Raw genomic sequence first — 18593 nt, 5'->3', positions numbered from 1 at the left:
GACGGGTCAAATTGGCATCCGGCGGAAGACCGCCGGGGACATGCCGGTCTTTGCGGTGAATGAGGAAATGAAGTTGACCTCACTGTGGTAGCCGACGCGGAAAGCGATCTGCTTGACCGAAAGCGAGGTCGTGTGCAGCAGGGATTTGGCCTCATCGATGCGGCGCAGGACGATGTACTCGTGGGGCGAGTAGCCGGTACGCGCCTTGAACAGACGGGAGAAGTGCGACGCGCTCAGACTGACCGCGGATGCAACGTCCTCGACCGATAACGGCTCGAATAAGTGGTCGAGGATGTAGCGGATGGCCTGCGCGATGAGATCCTGATCGGGGGTCAGCGACGCGTCGCGCGGTGGGACGAGCAGTTCGCATAGAATGCGGTAGATGGTCTGGGACAGCTCGGACTCGCTCGGCGTGTGCGGCTGGAAGTCGGCAGCACGCGCCTGCGCGTCAAAGATGTGCAGCAGATCGGCGCGGATGTGACTGCCTGCGGGCACGGACAACACCCATTTGCCGCTGTGCACCGAGATAATCTGATCGAAAAAGGCCGCGGTGTTGGCACCGTCAAAGTGCAGGAAAATCATGCGCGTGTCGCGCAGCGCGCGGTAGTGGTGCGGCTTGCGGCAGTTGATGAGCGCAATCTGACCGGGCGCGGCCAGCGCACGACGGCCATCGTTAAAGATTTCCATGCCGCCCGAGTCGATGTAGATCAGCATAAAATTTTTGTGACTTTCGCGCTCGGCACCCGGCGAGGTGTCGAGGAAATGATAGCGCGTGTCCAGCGTGTATCGTCCGATTTCGGTGGGATAGTAGAATAATTGCCGTGCGATGGCCGAAGGCGTGTTGTAATATTGCCGGGATTCGGGCAAAACACCGCGCTCGGTGTTGGTTCGGCAGGATTTGAGAACAGCGTTCATGCAGAATGCTCCTTTCGCGGGCTCGCGCACAGATGGGCGGGCTGGATGGGTACATTATAGCATAAAATATAAATAGATTGCGGCTTTTTTTTATTGCGCACCCAAAGAGATGTGGTATGCTGTTTTCAGTGGATTGTGAGAAAGACGCAAAAGAGAGGATATCGAATCATGAGCCGCATGCTGCACGATAAGACATTTTATAGGACGTTCGCTATTTTGACGCTGTCGCTGGCGCTGCAAAACCTGCTGACCTACTCGGTCAACCTGGCCGATAACATCATGCTCGGCCGATTTTCACAGGACGCGTTGTCGGGCGCATCGCTGTGCAACCAGCTGCAATTCTTTTTGCAGATGCTGGTGCAGGGCGTCGGTGAGGGCGTTGTCGTGCTGGGCGCACGGTATTGGGGCAAGAAGGACTTAAAGCCCATCCCGGATATCATCGGCGCAGGACTGCGCTTCGGTGTGAGCATCGCGGCGGTGCTGTTTGTGCTCGCGCTGCTGTTTCCCACCCAGATCATTCGCCTGATGACAAACGACCCGGTGATCATGGAGCAGGCCGTCCAGTATTTGCAGATCATCTGCTTTACCTACGTAATTTTTGCCCTGACTAATATGCTGACCGCCTCGCTGCGCAGTATCGGTATCGTGAAGATCGGCTACATCATTTCGGCATCCACCCTGTGTATCAATATCTGCCTCAACTATGTCCTGATTTACGGCCACTTCGGCGCACCGGCACTGGGCGTACGCGGTGCAGCGATTGCCACCCTGGTTTCGCGCACGGTTGAGCTGCTGATCGTCATTTGGTTCCTCAAATTCCGCGAGCATACCCTGCGCCTCAATTGGCGTAAACTGCTCTTTATCGACACCAGCTACATTAAAGACTATATCCATGTCTCACTGCCCATGCTGGTCACACAGACCATGTGGGGCGCATCCTCCATCATCCAAACGGCTATCTTGGGTAATATGGAGAACGCGGCAATGGTCGTCCCGGCAAACTCCATCTCGGTTCTGGTGTTCCAGATCTTGTCGGTCGTGGGATACGGCGCAGCCAGCGCTGCGGCAATCATGACCGGCCGCACACTGGGCGAGGGACACAAGGAGCGCATCGACCAGACCGCTTTTACCTTCCAGATCATGTTCTGTATCATCGGCGTGTTCACTGGACTCATCATCTTGCTGTCACGCGGACCGGTTTTGCAGATTTATAATACGCTCTCACCCGAGGCTGCTGAACTTACCCGCCAGTTTATCACCGTCCTTGCCATCACTTCGGTCGGTACATGCTACCAAATGGCGGCCGATTGCGGCATCCTCCGCGCAGGCGGCGATACCAGATTTGCAATGTGGAATAATCTTGTTTTCGTGTGGCTGATTTGCCTGCCGTGCGCAGCATTGTCTGCCTTTGTGTTCCACTTTTCGCCCGTGGTCGTATTCTTCTGCCTGAAGATGGAACAGCTTGGTAAGTGCCCGGTTATTTTCCTGCGCGTCCGGTCGAAGAAATGGATTAAACAGATCACACGTTAACGGACGCACCCATCCCGCCCGCAGGCGAGAACGGGATTCTCAAGGGACGAGTCCCTTGAGCCCGTCCAGGTGGAACCTGGTCGAGCCCGCAGGCTCGAAATCCCCCTTTGAAACCCGGTGTTCGCCCCGGGTTTCAATCAAAACAAACAAAAAAGAAAGACCGTCCCGTCGGACGGTCTTTCTCATGAGCGCACTTTGTGCGCGAAGTATTGCGCGACCTGCGGGTCGCGCTTTTCTTTTTTATTTTTGTTGATTCCGGTCTTTGACCGGAATCAAAAGGGGAGTTTCGGACTCTGCGGAGTCCGACTCAGGGCGCTGCCCTGAGAACCCGCAAACCTTTAAAAAGGTTTGATCCAAACTTCAGTAGGGTTGCGGTGCTTATTTGAGGGAGTACAAATCCTCTCGTCTCTGCCGCAATACCGGGCAACTCTCCCGCACCGCGCCGATCTGCGATCGGTCACAGGTCACGACCATAAGCTCGGGTGTATCGCCGCATTCCATGATCGTCTGGCCATCCGGCGCATACGCCGAACTCTCACCCAAAAACACCTTTGGTTTAACATGATTGCACCCGAGTACAAAACACCCATTTTCCACCGCACGGGCGGCGAGCAGGGTATGCCACTGCTGCGCCTTCTGCTTGCCGCAGACAAACGCTGCCGTGACCAGCAAAAACTCCGCGCCCTCGATGGCCTGCAAGCGTGCGAGCTCAGGATAGCGCAATTCATAGCACACGATAAGCCCCAGCGTGCCGAACGGGGTCTGGATGGGTGTAAAACGGGACATACCCGGACGGAAATGGTCGGATTCGCGGTAGGAAAACGCGTCATAGAGCTGGCACTTGCGGTGGGACGCGACCAATTCGCCCTGATCGGAGATCACGACCGTTGTGTTATACGGTCTGGGGTCGTCCGGGGTCTGTTCGATCACGCCGCAGGTAATCCACAGCCTGTGTGTGGCGGCCAGTTCGCGCAGACCGCTGACAAACGGGCCGTCCAGCGGCTGACCGCCGGGGAAGGGAACGCCGTCCGGCAGGCGGTGGTCGGGGTAGGTCATGGTATATTCGGGCAGCATGAGCAGGTGCGCCTGTTTCTGCGCGGCTTCGGCTGCCATGCGGGCAGCAGTGCGCAGATTTTGCTGCGGATCGGACGAAGCGTTGATCTGAGCGATGGCGATACGGGTATCCATAAAAATTCCTCCTGGGATTTGGCGGGTTTGCCGCTTGTAAAGGGGTGGAAAACGTGATATGCTGAGCCCGAAAGTGAGGGGAGAGCACATGCAGATTACATTTTTGGGAACCGGTGCAGCGACCGCAGTCCCGCTGCCGTTTTGCAGTTGTCCGACCTGCCGCGCAGCCCGTGCGCAGGGCGGGAAGGACTTGCGCACTCGTTCGGCGCTGCTCATCAATGACGACTTACTCATCGACTGCGGCGCGGATGCGGTTTCTTCGGCGCACCGGCTGGGCAAGGACTTGACCCGCGTGCGCACCTTATTGGTCACCCATGCGCACGGGGACCACTTCGACCCCGGTCATCTGGTCACGCGCATGCCCGAATATGGCTGTGCCGATACGCCGCCCCTGCTGATTGCAGCCTCCGGGGCTTCTCTGACCCGGCTGGGACAGTGGCTCGAGGGTGAGGAGTCAGGCACCGACCTGACCACGCCGTCCGGGCGGGAAAAGCTCAACCTGACCGTGCACGAAGTGCAGGTCGGCACGCCGTTTTCTGCCGGAAAGTACACGGTCACCGGTATTTACTCCCACCATGCACCCGACTGTGACAGCCGTATGTACCTCATTTCAGATGGCCAGACCGCGATTTTCTACGGTGTAGACAGTCCGGCGTTCGGGGAAGACGTGTGGCAGGCGCTGGAGCAGGCTGGGACACAGTTTGCGTGCGTGATTTTAGACCACACCTACGGCCTGATGCCCGAGACCGGCTATCCGACCGACCACATGAACGCCCGGGACGTGGCCGAAGCCGCGGCGCGTCTGCGTGCGCAGGGCTTGCTCACGCCGCGCGGGCATGTCTTTGCGACCCACTTGTCGCACGAAAATATGCTGCCGCACGAGGAAATGTCCGCGTTTGCGCGTGCGCACGGTTATGAAATCGCGTTTGACGGGCTGACGCTCACGCTGTGACGCAAACCTCGGACAACAGGCGGTCGATGTCGCCGCGCTCGGCCAGACCATCGCGGAAAGCGGTTGCGCTGCCGGCTGACAGTCCCAGCCGCAAAGCGGCCTCGTAGGAACCACCGCCCAGCCAGCCCGCGAGAAATCCTGCGACCATGGAATCACCCGCGCCCACCGTGCTGCGCACCGTGCCCTGCGGTGCCTGACCGGTCAGAACGTCGCCGTCCTCGGTGACCAGAACCGCACCCTCGGCACCGCAGGACACCAGCACATTGCGCGCGCCCAGCGCTTGCAGCTGCCGCGCCTGTGCGGCACGTTCTGCGACCGTGTCCGCCGTCTGACCACTGACCTCGGCCAGTTCGAGGGCATTGGGTTTGATGAGGAAGGGACGGCAGGGCAGCAGGTCGGTCAGCCGCTGGCCGGTCGTGTCGGCAACGATGTGCGCACCGCGCGCTTGTGCTCGCTGCGCTAGCTGATTGTACGCATCGGCGGGCAGCGAGGCCGGTGCCGAGCCGGACAAGACCAGAATATCGTCCGGTTCCAGTCCGTCCATCTTGCAGAGCAGCGCTTCAAAGGCATCGGATGGGATGTCCGGCCCTGCGCCGTTGAGCTCGGTTTCACTCTCGGTGGAGATTTTGACATTCAATCGGGTCATACCACCCGGGACGGTCACAAAGTCGGTGTCCAGACCGATTTCGCGCAGCAGGGTGGTGAGCAGCGTACCGGTGTGACCGGCCGCAAAGCCCAGCGCACGCACCGGGACACCCAGACGGGACAGCACGATCGCGACATTGACACCCTTTCCACCGGGCAGCAGCTGGGCGTCCTGCACGCGGTGCAGGGTACCCGGATGCAGGGCGGGCAGGGAGAGGTAATAATCGAGGGATGGATTGAGGGTAACCGTGTAGATCAAGGAAAAACGACCTTCTTTCACACAAGACAAAACTGATAGGTTTATTATACCGTTTGCACAGGACGACTGTCAAAAGCGGGCATGAAAAAAAGCGCCGTGCGGTACGGCGCAATTTTTATATGGCGGAATTCAGACGGGAAAAAGAGCCTGAGGGAGCCGAAGCTCCCTCAGTACGACAGGAATGGAGACTTTTACATCAATCCCAGCACATGCTGCGTGCCCAGGCTGACACAGGTAATACCGATCCAGCAGCACAGACCCATGAGAATGGGCTTGCCGCCGGTCTTGACCAGTTTTACCAAATCAGTGCCCAGACCAATGGCGAGCATGGCCATGATGATGAAGAACTTGGATAACTCTTTGAAGGGGTGGAACACGACAGCCGGAATGCCCGACATGGTGCACACCGTGGTGATGATGGAGGCGAGCAGGAAGAAGAGGATGAAGAACGGGAAGATTTTGGAGAAGTGGAAGGTGTTTCCGCTTGCCTTGTGTTGCTTTTTGGCCTGATGGGCGCGGTAGAAGGCGAGCACGAGCGTGATGGGCAGGATTGCCAGCGTGCGGGTGAGCTTTACGATGGTTGCGATGTCCAGCGCATTGTGTCCGGGGTGCATGCCGTCCCAGGCCGAAGCTGCCGCGGTGACCGAGGACGTGTCGTTGACCGCCGTACCGGCAAACAGGCCGAAACCGTGTTCGGACAGACCGAGCGCCTGACCGAAGGATGGGAAAATCAGGGCGGCGAGGATGTTAAAGAGGAAGATGACCGAGATGGCCTGCGCGATCTCCTCGTCGTCGGCCTCGATGACCGGCGCAGTGGCTGCGATGGCCGAACCGCCGCAGATGGACGAGCCGACACCGACCAGCGTGGAGATGTTGCCGGGAATGTGCAGGACACGGCACAGGATAAAGGCGATGATGAGCGAAATCGAGATGGTGGAGACGATAATGGGCAGGGACTCGGCGCCGACACGGGCGATATCGGACAGGTTCAGTCCGAATCCGAGCAGAATGACCGCGTATTGCAGGATTTTTTTGGAGGTAAAGCCGATACCGTCGGCCGCGCGCCCCTTATCATGCCAGAACAGAGAGATGACCATGCCGAGCAGGATGGCAAAGACCGGGCCGCCGATGACCGGGAAGGCCTGACCGGCCAGCCAGCAGGGAACAGAGAGGAGCAGGCAGAGCGCCAGACCGGGTAAATGCTGTTTGATGCGTTCCATGTAAATGTATCCCCCTTTGGGTAGGTTTTCTTGATCTGGTCTTGATGATAGCACAGATTATTGATAAAATAAAATGATAAGTTATTATAGATTGATAAGAAAAATAAATAGATTATCGTAAAGAGAGGAAACCCGCATGCTAGATTATCGTTTGCAGACTTTTTTGACCTTATGCGAGACCATGCACTACACTCGCGCGGCTGAGCGGCTGTGCATCACCCAGCCCGCCGTCACCCAGCACATCCACTTTTTGGAGCAGCATTACGGCTGCCGCCTGTTTGTCTATCAGGGCAAGACGCTGCGCCTGACCGAGGAGGGCGAGCGCCTCCGGCGCATGGCGGCTTCGCTGGCCTATAACAGCCGCAAGATGGACGAGGCGATGAACGAGCCTGCACCCGTGCGTCTGTGCGTCGGTGCGACCAAGAGCATCGGTGAGTACGTCATCGCACCGCTCATCAGCCAGTTTGTGCGCCAGCACCCGACGACCGCATTGTCGCTCGCGGTGGACAATACGCAGGTACTGCTGCGCGCACTCGATCAGGGCGAGCTGGACTTTGCACTGGTCGAGGGATTTTTCGACAAGGATAAGTATGGACACCGTTTGCTGCGGCAGGAGCGGTTTTTCGGCGTGTGTGCGCCCGATCATCCCTTTGCTGGTCGGGAAGTGACCTTTGAGGAGCTGTTTTCCCAGACCATTCTGGTGCGCGAGCAGGGTTCGGGTACGCGCGCGATTCTGGAGGACGTGCTGCACGAGAGGAATCACACGCTGGACAGCTTTGTGCGCGTGCTGGAGATCAGTGACTTTACCGTGCTCAAGTCGCTGGCGACGCAGGGCATCGGCGTGACCTTCGTGTACGCACCAGTCGCACAGGCTGAGCTGGACGCAGGCAGTCTGGCATCGTTTACGCTGCAAGGGCTGGACATTCGCCGGGAGTTCAACTTTGTCTATCTGCACGACGACCTGTTTTTGGATATCTGGCAGGACTGCCTGAACGCGCTTTGAGTCGTAATTTGACCGGTAAACCAATTCCGGGGCGTGGAAAAGCCCTGTTTTTCGTCGCTTCTGTCCATAAATTTTGTCTCGTTTCTATGATATAATAGTAAAAACTATGTAAAGCCCCGTGTATTCTGAGGAGACAAAATTCATGGAAACCATAGCAAAATCAAAGGTGGGCACCCGTTCGTCCGCACACGAACGGGTGTCTGTGCGCAGACCGATGCTGCCCAGCTGGTGCCATTGGCTGTTTGGCCCGCTGGCGGCGGCGATCATTACGCTGTGCGCCACCTGGATTCAGATTGAAGACCAGATTTTTCAGTATCAGTTTTTCTGGGTAGAAAGCCTGTGGTGGCACCGTGCAGCCTGGTTTGTGGGCTGGGTGTTCCTGACGCTGGTCTATTTCTTCTTTCTGGGACTGACCAACCGTGCACCGGTCGCGACCGTGTGTACGTCGATCTTCCTGTGCGTCCCGGCAGTCATCTGCTATTATAAATTGCAGCTGCGCGGCGAGCCCTTCCTGCCGTGGGACTTCGCACAGGCGAGCGAGGCCTTCGACGTGGCGGGTAAGGTCAACCTGTGGGTGACCAAATCCATGTGCGGCGCTGCGGTTGTCCTGCTTCTGCTGACCTTGATCTCCTGCTTCCTGCCGCGCCTGCGCTTTGGCTGGGTGCGCTGGATCGTGCGCAGCGTGGTACCGCTTGCAGGTGCCATCGCCATGGTGTTCGGCGTGTTCTTACAGCAGCACGCTACACAGGATATCCTGTACATCTCGCCCGATGCCTGGATGCAGGACCGTTATTATCGAAATTATAGCTTGGTGACCGCGTTTTTCACCAATATGCAGGTCATGCAGGTGGACGCACCTGAGGGATATAACGCCGAGCACGTGCAGCAGGTGGTAAACGGTACGGGAGATTCCGAGCCGTACTTTGCAGCGAGCTATGCGGCCAAGGGCGACGGCACGGTCAAAAAGCCGACCGTTATCTACATTCAGGCCGAGGCATTCTGGGACCCGTCCGAAGTCCCCGGTGTGACCTACGATCAGGAGCTGACGCCCAACATCCAGCGCACCAAGAGCGAAATGGCATACGGTAAGTGCTATTCGCCGCGCTTTGGCGGCGGCACCTGCGACGTAGAGTGCGAAGCACTGACCGGTTTTTCGATGGAATACCTGCCCAGCTCGTGCAAACCCTACGTCGAGTACATCCACAGCCCGACGGCTTCCATTGCGTCTTTCCGCAAGACCGAGGGCTATGACACGCTGGCCATCCACGGCTATTACGGCAAGTACTGGAACCGTGAGGAAGCGTATGCAGACCTCGGCTTCGACGACTTCATCAGCCTGGAGGACATGACCGATCCCGAGCGCAAGCGTCCGTGCGACTGGGAGGGCGGTCTGGTGACCGAGGCCGAGACCGGCCGACAGATCATCAGCGCGTTTGAGAACAAGGACGCGGACACCCCGCTGTTCCTGCACGCGGTGACCATCCAGAACCACCTCGCATACACCCCGGAGAACTACCCGGATAACGAGCGCGTGCATGTGACCAGCGCACCCGAGGGCGTGACCGACTATACCATCGGCTGTTTGGAGGACTTCGCGACCGGCGTGCGCGATACCGACGCCATGTGGGGCATGCTGACCGATTACTTTGACACGGTAGACGAGCCGGTCATTCTGGTTATGTGGGGCGACCACTATAACCCCATCGGCAACGGCATGAACATTTACAGCGCAACCGGCTACGGCTCGGAGGACGCAAACGACCCGCGTGTCCATCAGACTCCGCTGCTCATCTGGAGTAACTACTGGAAGGAACCGGTCGATTTGGGCACGGTCGCAGCGTATCAGATCACGACGGTGACGGACGACCTGTACGGTCTGGACCAGCCCGCATACTTTGACCTGCTGCGCGAGGAACTTGATTTGTACCGCGCGAGAACCTTGGGTACGACGGTGGAACCGGATGGAACGTATACCCGAGACGCGGAGATGACCCCGGAACAGCAGGAAATGTATGAAAAACAGTGGCTGCTGCAATATGATTTGCTGTTTGGTAAGAACTATCAGGACGCACCGACGGTCGCAGATTAAGCACCGCACCCCTAATTGAAGCTTTCGCCAGCCTTTCTCGAAAGGCTGCGGGTTCTCAGGGCAGAGCCCTGAGTCGCGTCCCGCAGGACGCGAAATCCCCTTTTTGATTTTCGCTTTTGCGAAAATCAACCAAAATAAAAAATAATCGCTCGCCGCAGCGAGCGAAATACTCTTTGCGCACAAAGTGCGCTCATGGGAAAGACCAACCGAAGGGTTGGTCTTTCCTTTTTTGTATGTTTAGATTGATTCCCGGGGCGGACACCGGGAATCAAAGGAGATTCCGCTGTCTGCGGACAGCGGCTCAGGGCGCTGCCCTGAGAACCTGCGGCCTTTCGAGAAAGGCCGGCGAAAGCTTTATTTCGCCTGCGGGCGGGAATTGGTGCGGTGCTTTTCCCAAAAAGAAAACCGCGACCCCATCAAAGACAGAATCGCGGCAATCAAAAAGAGGAATGTAAAGGAAAGCGAATTTATTTGCGCAGCAGGCAGCGCAGGCGCTCAGCAGCCTCACGGGTACGTTCCTGATCGCCAAACGCAGTCAGACGGAAGAAATCCTTGCCGTTTGCGCCGAAGCCCTCGCCCGGCGTACCCACGACGTGCGCTTCCTCGAGCAGATAGTCGAAGAAGGTCCAGGAATCCATGCCGTTCGGGCACTTGAGCCACAGATACGGGCTGTTTTTGCCGCCGGTGTACCAGATACCCAGCTCGTCCAGCGTCTCGGACAGCACGCGGGCATTCTCGCGGTAGTAGTCCAGCGTGTGCTGAATTTCTGCCATACCTTCGGGCGTAAAGACAGCAGCGGCACCCTTCTGTACGATGTAGGGCACGCCGTTGAACTTGGTGGTCTGACGGCGCAGCCACATGGCGTGCAGCTTGCCCTCGGCCAGTGCCTTGGGGACGATGGTCCAGCCGCAGCGTGTGCCGGTGAAGCCTGCCATCTTGGAGAACGAGCAGAACTCGATCGAGCAGGTCTTGGCACCCTCGATCTCGAAGATGGAGCGCGGCAGGTCGGGCTCGCTGATGAAGCACTCGTAAGCCGCGTCGAAGAGGATGACAGCGCCCTGCTCGTTTGCATAGTTGACCCATGCGGTCAGGCCAGCGCGGTCATAGACCGCACCGGTCGGGTTGTTGGGCGAGCACATATAAATAATATCAGCATGCTGTCTCACGTCAGGCAGGGGAAGGAAACCGTTGTCCTCGGTCGCGCTGACATAGACGATCTTGCGGCCAGCCATGAGGTTGGTGTCGACATAGACCGGATAGACCGGGTCGGGAACGAGTACGGTGTTATCGGACGAGAACAGATCAAGAATATTGCCCAGATCGCTCTTTGCACCGTCGGAAATGAAGATCTCGTCAGCATCAAGCTCGATGCTGCGATCCCCGTAATACTTCTGTACCGCCTGCTTGAGGAAGTCATAACCCTGCTCGGGGCCGTAGCCGTGCAGCGTTTCCTGACGGCCCTGATCGTCTACGGCATCGTGCAGTGCGCGGATGACCGCGGGTGCGTGGGGACGTGTCACGTCACCGATGCCCAGACGGATGATGTCAGCCTCAGGGTGTGCCTGCTGGAACGCCGATACCTTGTGTGCGATGGTGGAAAACAGATAGCTCTCGGTCAGGTCTTCATAGTGTCGGTTAATCTGCATGGTTTTGATTTCTCCTCTCAGCGGCTGCGATAAACGCCCGGAACAGCGGATGCGCATGGTTGGGGCGGGACTTGAATTCGGGGTGGAACTGTACACCGACGTAGAACGGGTGGTCGGGGATCTCGACGGCCTCGACCAGCTTGCCGCTGGGCGAAACGCCGGTCACGCGCAGACCGGCCTGCTCGAGCGTGTCACGGAAGGTGCTGTTGAACTCGTAGCGGTGGCGGTGACGTTCCTGTATTTCCTCTGCCGCATAGGCGTGCGACAGGATGGAATCGGGTAAAACGCGGCAGGGATAAGCGCCGAGGCGCATGGTGCCGCCCTTCTGGGTGACTTCCTGCTGCTCGTTCATCAGGGCGATGACCGGATGGGCGGTGTCGGGGTCGAACTCGGTCGAGTGCGCGTCCTGCCAGCCCAGCACAGCGCGGGCGTAGGACATGACGGCGATCTGCATGCCCAGACAGATGCCGAAATAGGGAATGCCATGCTTGCGGGCGTAGTTTGCCGCGCACAGCATGCCCTCGATGCCGCGCGAGCCAAAGCCGCCGGGCAGGATGATGCCGTCGGCACCGGCGAGCAGCTGGCCTGCCGTGTCGTCGGTGATGGCTTCGGAGTCCACCCAGTCGATATCGACAAAGCAGCCGACCTCATAGCCTGCGTGGTGCAGCGCCTCGGCAACCGACAGATAAGCGTCGTGCAGCTTGACGTACTTGCCGACCAGTGCGATCTTGACCCGTCCGTCTCGTGCGTCCATACGGGCGAGCATTTCGGTCCATTCGCCGAGGTCGGGTGCGGGAACGGTAAGACCCAACTCACGGCACACGATATCGGACAGATGGCTGCGCTCGAGCATGAGCGGTGCGCGGTACAGCTCGGGTACCGTGCGGTTTTCGATCACGCAGTCGGGTGCGACGTTGCAGAACAGCGAAATTTTGGCCTTAATATCCTCATCCAGCGGACGGTCGACGCGGCAGATGATGAGGTCGGGCTGGATGCCCATGCCGCGCAGCTCCTTGACCGAGTGCTGGGTGGGTTTGGACTTGGGCTCATCCGAACCCGAGATGAAGGGCACGAGGGTGACGTGCAAAAACAGGCAGTTGCGCCGTCCGACCTCGGCTGCCACCTGACGGATGGCCTCAAGGAAGGGCTGGGACTCGATATCGCCGGTCGTACCGCCGATTTCGGTGATGACCACGTCCGCGCCGGTCTTTTGACCGACGCCGTAGATAAAGGACTTGATCTCGCCGGTGATGTGCGGGATGACCTGCACGGTCTCGCCCAGATATTCGCCTGCGCGCTCCTTATTGAGCACGTTCCAGTACACCTTACCGGTGGTCAGGTTGGAAAACTGGTTGAGGTCTTCGTCGATAAAGCGTTCGTAATGTCCGAGATCCAGGTCGGTTTCCGCGCCGTCCTCGGTGACGAACACCTCACCGTGCTGGAACGGGCTCATAGTACCCGGATCGACGTTGATATAGGGGTCGAGCTTCTGGGCTGCGACCTTGAGCCCGCGGCTTTTGAGCAGACGGCCGAGCGAAGCGGCGGTGATGCCCTTGCCCAGACCGGAGACCACGCCGCCGGTTACGAAAATATATTTGGTCATGTGAAACGTCCCTTTCTCTGTTAGTCGGTATCCGCCTGTAAAATGTCGCAGGCGACCGCCCGTTTGGGTCTACGCTCATCCATCGCGCGGCGCTCGATGTAGGCGTGCGCTTCGGGTTCGGTCATGCCGCAGCACTCGATCAGGATGCACTTGGCGCGGCTGATCAGGCGCTGATCTTCCAGCTTTTGGCGCAGACGGCGGTTTTCGTCGATGAGTTTGCCCAGACGGCGATGAGAGGCCTGCGCCAGACGGATGCACTGCTGCAGGAGCAGACGGCTGACCGGCTTGGGCAGGATGAGCACGCCGGTGTCGGTGACCTTAGACGCGACCGCGTCGGCCTCATCGGCGGCGACGAGCAGCAAAACCCCGGCTACGGTATATTGTGCCATGTCCTGCGCCAGCTCATGCCCGAATTCATCGGACAGGGGCGCGTTGATGATGACCAGGTCGAAGTCCTGGTCTGCCAGCCTGCGCCGCGCATCCACGCTGCTCAGAGAGACCAGAAATTCAGCCTGCACGCCACATTCGCGCAGGAAATTTTCCAGCGCCGCAGCGCTGCGCTTGGTGTGTGCGACGAGCAATACGCGATCCAAGCCCGCCCCCTCCTTTCCTCATGGGTGTCTGTTACCAGCGTGCGAAATACAGGTCGTCCTCGGCGGCCTTGCAGTCGGATGCACGTGACACCGTCTCCCACTCGCGCGCCTTGACGGCCAGATAGCTGCTCAAAAGCGGCTCGGGGATGATGGACGAGATGAACGCGCTGTGCTGTGCGTACTCCAGCGCCTCGTGCAGCGTACCGGGCAGCAGCTCGTACTGTGCGAGCACGTCGGCGGGTGCGGTGAACAGGTCGTGGTTGCAGGCCGGGGGCAGGGTCAGACGGTCGGCGATGCCCTCCAGACCGGCATGAATGAGCAGAGTGAAGGCCAGATAGGGGTTGGCCGTCGGGTCGGGTGCACGCAGCTCCATGCGGCGGAAATCGCCGTGCGCGGCCGGGATGCGGACGAGCTGAGAGCGGTTCTGGTGCGACCAGGACACAAAGCGCGGCGCTTCGAACTCACCGAAGCGGGCATAGGAGTTGGTCAGCGGATTGAGGAAGGCGGCCAGCTCATGCGCACGGCGCAGGATGCCCGCGATGAACTGCTCGGAGATCTCCGAGTGCACGCCCTTTTCGGTCTCGATGATGTTGCGTCCGCCCTGGAACAGCGAGATATTGATGTGCAGGCCGCTGCCCGGCTGACCGGGGATGGGCTTGGGCAGGAAGGAGGCGAACAGTCCATTGAGACTTGCCACCGTCTTGACAACCGACTTAAAGGTGGTCAGGTTATCGGCGGCTGCGAGCGGGGAGGCATACTGGAAGTCAATTTCATTTTGCCCAGGTCCCTGCTCATGATGCGAGCGCTCGGGCTGGATGCCCATTTCCTCGAGCGTCAGGCAGACCTGACGGCGCACGTTCTCGGCGCGGTCGAGGGGCGCGATGTCGCAGTAACCGGCGCGATCGTGCGGGATGTGGGTCGGATAGCCGGCCTCGTCGCGCTGGAACAGGTAAAATTCACATTCGGTGCCGAATTTGCAGGTCAGATCGCGTTCGCGTGCGCGGCGCACGGCCTGCCGGAGCAGGAAACGGCCGTCACCGGGGAAGGGCTGGCCGTCGGGCTGACGGATATCGCAGTAAAAGCGCACGACACGTCCCTGACTGGGCCGCCAGGGCAGGATCGAGAGCGTGGTGGGATCGGGGAAAAGCAAAAGATCGCTTCCGTCCGGGGAAGCGAAGCCCGGGAAGGCGGCAGCGTCAAAGCTGATGCCCTCGCGGAAGGCACGCGCCAGCTCGCCGGGCATGATCGAGATGTTCTTTTGTACGCCGAAGATATCGCAAAAGGCGAGACGGATGAACTTGACGTCATTTTCCTCGATGAACTCGATGGCCTCGCTCGTGGTGTAGTGCAGCATAGAAAAAATCCTCCTGACCGTGCAGAAAAATAGAAAAAGCGTCCGCAAAAAGAGGCAGCGATGACAGCACTGCCGAACTTCTGCGGACGCCATTGTCCGTTCTTATTGTATCCCGGCGTGCACGCCGCGTCAAGGGAAAGGCGCGATTTGTTTTGTATTTCTGCACATTTCCCAGAAAAAACCGGGCGGCAGGGGCTTGGGACGCGCGGGTTGCACAAAAGCGCAGCGGGCAGATCAAAACCGGGGAAAAGGGAAGAAAAAAAGAACCGGTCAGATCACGAACGTGACCCATTCCGGTTCTTTTGCGAGATTTGCAGATTACTTGGTCAGCACGCCGTCGGTGATGTAGCTGATCCACTCGGCAAGGTTTGTCGTGTGGTCGCTCATGCGCTCGAGGTACTTGGCGATCATCAGATAATCGACATACTGGGGAATGTGCTCGGGCTCCTGCTCCATGAGCGTGCACAGCGAGGTGACCATGTTTTCAAACGCCTCATCCTGATTGTCGTCCTGACGGACAACAGCGCGGGCAGAGTCAACGTCCAGCTCGACGTAGGCCAGTACGGTGGCACGCAGCATGTCCTTGACGCGGGTGAGCATGTCAGCCAGACCGTCGGGCTGCGAGACGCGCGGCAGGGCGGAGAGCTTTAAAACATACTCTGCGATGTCGCTGCAATGGTCAGCGATGCGTTCAAGGTCGGAGATCATGCGCATGATGGAGGCGATGCGGCGCCAGTCGCCTGCGACCGGTGCCTGCATGGCGACCAGATTGAGGCAGTGCTGTTCGATGCTGCGCTCCATCTGATCGAATACGTCGTCGCCGTCGATCAGGCGCTGTGCGCCCACGGCGTCCACGTCGGAGAGCACGCGGATGGTTTCATTGATGGACTGCTCGAGCGTGGTGCCCATCTTGAGGACGCGATGGGTGATGGCTTCCAGCTCTGCGGTGTAGAGATTGCGCATAGTGTGTGGTTCCTCCTGAAAAATCAGCCGAAACGGCCGGTGATGTAATCCTCGGTCTTCTTCTCGTGAGGATTGGTAAAGATCTGCTTGGTGTCACCGAACTCGATCAGCTCGCCAACCAGGAAAAAGGCGGTTTTGTCGGAAATACGAGTCGCCTGCTGCATGTTATGGGTGACGATGACGACCGTGTAGTTCTTTTTGAGCTCGGCCATCAGGTCTTCGATGCGCAGGGTGCTGCCGGGGTCGAGCGCCGAGGTGGGCTCGTCCATGAGCAGTACATCCGGCTGTACGGCCAGTGCGCGTGCGATGCACAGACGCTGCTGCTGACCGCCGGACAGGCCGAGCGCGCTCTTCTTGAGACGGTCCTTGACCTCGTCCCACAGCGCTGCGCCGCGCAGCGCGTTCTCGACGATCTCGTCGAGCTCATGTTTGCTGTGATTGCCGTGCAGGCGCGGGCCGTAAGCGATGTTGTCGTAGATGCTCATGGGGAAGGGATTGGGCTTCTGGAAGACCATGCCGACCTGACGGCGCAGGGCGGTGACGTCCACGTCGGGAGAGAAGATATCCTTGCCCTGCAGGGTGACCTCGCCGGTGATGCGCACCGAGGGGATGAGGTCATTCATGCGGTTCAAGGTCTTAAGGAAGGTGGATTTGCCGCAGCCCGACGGGCCGATGAGCGCGGTGATCTCGTTTTTGCCGATCTTCATATCGATGCCCTTGAGGGCTTCGGTCTCACCGTAGTAGAGGTGCAGATTTTTAGATTCCAGAATGGGTTGCGGCTTTGCGTTATCAAGCATGAGACAGACTCCTTTGCTGCGTTTGGATCAAACAGACGTTACTGATACTTGCGGGCCAGACCCCTCTGCGCGAGTTTTGCGGCGCAGTTGAGGAGAAAGACCAGAATCAGCAGGATGGCGGCAATGGCGAAAGCGACTTCGAACTCAGCGCGCTCGCCCGCATAGATGTAAAGTGCGACCGACAGCGTGCCGCCGCCGCGGGAGTACGCTTCGATGATGTTGCCGGCGATGATGGTCGCACTGCCTGCGGTGAACAGCAGCGCTGCGCTCTCACCGACGATACGGCCGATGGACAGGATGCAGCCGGTGACGATACCGGGCATGGAAGAGGGCAGGATGATGGTGCGGATCATGTGCCACTTGGTTGCGCCCAGACCGAGCGCACCCTCGCGATAGCTCTGGGGAACGGTCTTGAGGCTTTCCTGCGTGGTACGGATGATGGTGGGCAGAATCATGATGACCAGGGTCAGGCTGCCCGACAGCAGGCTGGTGCCGAGGCCGAGTACCTGCTTGAAGACCAGCATACCGACCAGACCGTAAATGATGGACGGGATACCGGCCAGGGTCTCGGTGGCGAACTCGATGATGCGCGAGAAGGTCTTGTTGGTTGCGTATTCGGTCAGATAGATGGCCGCGCCCACGCCCAAAGGCAGCGCGATGAGCAGGGTCAGCAGGATGATGTACAGGGTGTTGAGCAGGTTGGGCAGGATGCCGATGGTGCCCTTGAGGGTGCTGGGCTTGGTGGAGAGCAGCTCCCAGGTGACCTCAGGCAGGCCGCGCACGAAGATGTATCCGAGCAGACCGACGAGCAGCAGCACGGTGAAAGCCGCACAGGCGTACATGATGCCGGTCATCAGACCGCCCTTGACGCGGCGGACAGCGGCGTGATTCATTTTGCCGACCGTACACGACTGGGTACGGGAGCGGGTCGTTGTCGTAGATGCAGCTTGACTCATTTGGTTGCAGCTCCTTTCTTGAGGATGCGGCCGAGCAGGAGGTTAATGAGCATGATGAAGATGAAGAGGATGAGGCCGATGCTGAACAGCGCTTGCTTTTGCAGGCTGCCGTCTGCGGCGTAGCTCATTTCGCTCGCGACCGCGGTGGTCAGGAAGCGGACGCTCTTGAACAGACCGGGCATGTTGGCGACGTTGCCGGCGACCATCATGACCGCCATGGCCTCACCGATGGCGCGGCCGACGCCCAGGACAACGCCTGCGGCGATACCGCTCTTGGCAGCGGGCACGCTGACCTTGCACACGGTCTCGATCCAGGTCGCGCCCAGACCCAGGCTTGCCTCCTCGTACTCGGGCGGCACAGCGCGCAGGGCGGTCTCGCTGACCGAGATGATGCTGGGCAGGATCATGACAGCCAGAACCAGGATGGCGGTCAGCAGCGTGCTGCCGCTCTTGAGGTCAAAGAGGTTCATGACGCCGGGGACGAGGACCATCATACCGATCAGACCGTAAACGACCGAAGGAATGCCCGCGAGCAGCTCAACTGCCGGGTGCACGATGGCGGCGAGCTTGGGGGGTGCGAGCTTGGACAGGAAGATCGCGGTGCACAGGCCGATGGGCACACCGATGACGACCGCGCCCAGCGTACCCCAGACGCTGGTCATGATAAAGGGCAGGATACCGAACTGAGGATCGGCTGCGGTGGACTGCCAGACCTGACCGAGCAGGAAATCGATGGGGCCGATTTCCAGGATGGCGGGCAGACCGGCGATGACCATATAAATAGTGATGAGCAGAACGGCAGCGATGGAAACCATGCCGCAAATGAAAAACACGGTATTCATCACACGTTCGATGACATGTTTGACTTTCATAGGCACTC

General features: G+C 59.0%; 16 protein-coding genes. 4 read left to right on the top strand and 12 right to left on the bottom strand.

The genetic code is table 11. The features are described from left to right. Positions 1-6: 6 nt before the first annotated feature. A complete protein-coding gene (locus B5F17_RS11005; protein ID WP_016148645.1) occupies positions 7-915 on the bottom strand; it encodes an AraC family transcriptional regulator in 909 nt (302 codons plus the stop codon). Between the two features lie 168 nt (positions 916-1083). Between B5F17_RS11005 and B5F17_RS11000 the strand changes: the two genes are divergently transcribed. Further along, positions 1084-2445 carry an MATE family efflux transporter gene (locus B5F17_RS11000; RefSeq protein WP_087373826.1) on the top strand — a complete coding sequence of 454 codons (1362 nt, stop codon included), beginning with the start codon at positions 1084-1086 and terminating at the stop codon, positions 2443-2445. 378 nt (positions 2446-2823) lie between these two features. On the opposite strand, the gene B5F17_RS10995 is transcribed toward B5F17_RS11000, so the two are convergent. Further along, complete coding sequence (locus tag B5F17_RS10995; RefSeq protein ID WP_162608159.1) at positions 2824-3633, bottom strand: nitrilase-related carbon-nitrogen hydrolase; 810 nt, start codon at positions 3631-3633, stop codon at positions 2824-2826. 88 nt (positions 3634-3721) lie between these two features. On the opposite strand from B5F17_RS10995, the gene B5F17_RS10990 reads away from it, so the two are divergent. Beyond that, positions 3722-4585, top strand: a complete 864-nt coding sequence (locus B5F17_RS10990) for an MBL fold metallo-hydrolase (RefSeq protein WP_162608158.1) — start codon at positions 3722-3724, stop codon at positions 4583-4585. On the opposite strand, the gene pfkB is transcribed toward B5F17_RS10990, so the two are convergent. Then, positions 4575-5489, bottom strand: coding sequence for a 1-phosphofructokinase (gene pfkB, locus B5F17_RS10985; RefSeq protein WP_087373820.1), 915 nt, complete (start codon positions 5487-5489; stop codon positions 4575-4577). The two genes, B5F17_RS10990 and pfkB, sit on opposite strands and share 11 nt — an antisense overlap. A gap of 191 nt (positions 5490-5680) precedes the next feature. Next, positions 5681-6709 (bottom strand): YeiH family protein, encoded by a 1029-nt coding sequence (locus tag B5F17_RS10980; protein ID WP_087373818.1) that lies wholly within the window; start codon positions 6707-6709, stop codon positions 5681-5683. A 136-nt stretch (positions 6710-6845) separates the two neighbouring features. On the opposite strand from B5F17_RS10980, the gene B5F17_RS10975 reads away from it, so the two are divergent. After that, a complete protein-coding gene (locus B5F17_RS10975) occupies positions 6846-7712 on the top strand; it encodes a LysR family transcriptional regulator (protein ID WP_087373816.1) in 867 nt (288 codons plus the stop codon). A gap of 142 nt (positions 7713-7854) precedes the next feature. Next, positions 7855-9801 (top strand): LTA synthase family protein, encoded by a 1947-nt coding sequence (locus B5F17_RS10970; RefSeq protein ID WP_087373814.1) that lies wholly within the window; start codon positions 7855-7857, stop codon positions 9799-9801. 467 nt (positions 9802-10268) lie between these two features. On the opposite strand, the gene B5F17_RS10965 is transcribed toward B5F17_RS10970, so the two are convergent. The 8 genes from B5F17_RS10965 to pstC form a co-directional block, all read right to left on the bottom strand. Continuing rightward, positions 10269-11447: an LL-diaminopimelate aminotransferase gene (locus B5F17_RS10965; protein WP_087373812.1), complete on the bottom strand. Its 1179-nt coding sequence runs from the start codon at positions 11445-11447 to the stop codon at positions 10269-10271. Next, complete coding sequence (locus B5F17_RS10960; protein ID WP_087373810.1) at positions 11437-13050, bottom strand: CTP synthase; 1614 nt, start codon at positions 13048-13050, stop codon at positions 11437-11439. The genes B5F17_RS10965 and B5F17_RS10960 overlap by 11 nt, the downstream gene beginning before the upstream one ends. 20 nt (positions 13051-13070) lie before the next feature. Continuing rightward, positions 13071-13643: an ANTAR domain-containing response regulator gene (locus B5F17_RS10955; RefSeq protein WP_016148635.1), complete on the bottom strand. Its 573-nt coding sequence runs from the start codon at positions 13641-13643 to the stop codon at positions 13071-13073. A 31-nt stretch (positions 13644-13674) separates the two neighbouring features. Continuing rightward, the gene (locus B5F17_RS10950; protein WP_087373808.1) at positions 13675-14997 is read right to left on the bottom strand and encodes a glutamine synthetase family protein; all 1323 of its coding nucleotides are present in this window, start codon (positions 14995-14997) and stop codon (positions 13675-13677) included. Positions 14998-15315: 318 nt separating this feature from the next. Then, complete coding sequence (gene phoU / locus B5F17_RS10945) at positions 15316-15960, bottom strand: phosphate signaling complex protein PhoU (protein ID WP_087373806.1); 645 nt, start codon at positions 15958-15960, stop codon at positions 15316-15318. 23 nt (positions 15961-15983) lie between these two features. Further along, the gene (pstB, locus tag B5F17_RS10940; RefSeq protein ID WP_016148632.1) at positions 15984-16757 is read right to left on the bottom strand and encodes a phosphate ABC transporter ATP-binding protein PstB; all 774 of its coding nucleotides are present in this window, start codon (positions 16755-16757) and stop codon (positions 15984-15986) included. A gap of 38 nt (positions 16758-16795) precedes the next feature. Then, positions 16796-17713 (bottom strand): phosphate ABC transporter permease PstA, encoded by a 918-nt coding sequence (gene pstA / locus B5F17_RS10935; protein WP_087373804.1) that lies wholly within the window; start codon positions 17711-17713, stop codon positions 16796-16798. Next, positions 17710-18585 carry a phosphate ABC transporter permease subunit PstC gene (gene pstC, locus B5F17_RS10930; RefSeq protein ID WP_087373802.1) on the bottom strand — a complete coding sequence of 292 codons (876 nt, stop codon included), beginning with the start codon at positions 18583-18585 and terminating at the stop codon, positions 17710-17712. Before pstC ends, pstA begins: the two co-directional genes overlap by 4 nt. Positions 18586-18593 lie beyond the last annotated feature (8 nt).

It is taken from the genome of Butyricicoccus pullicaecorum (assembly GCF_002160355.1).
In the GTDB taxonomy this organism is placed as follows: domain Bacteria; phylum Bacillota; class Clostridia; order Oscillospirales; family Butyricicoccaceae; genus Butyricicoccus; species Butyricicoccus pullicaecorum.
The sequence above is the reverse complement of the archived record's forward strand: the minus strand, read 5'-3'. Positions and strand labels throughout refer to the sequence as shown.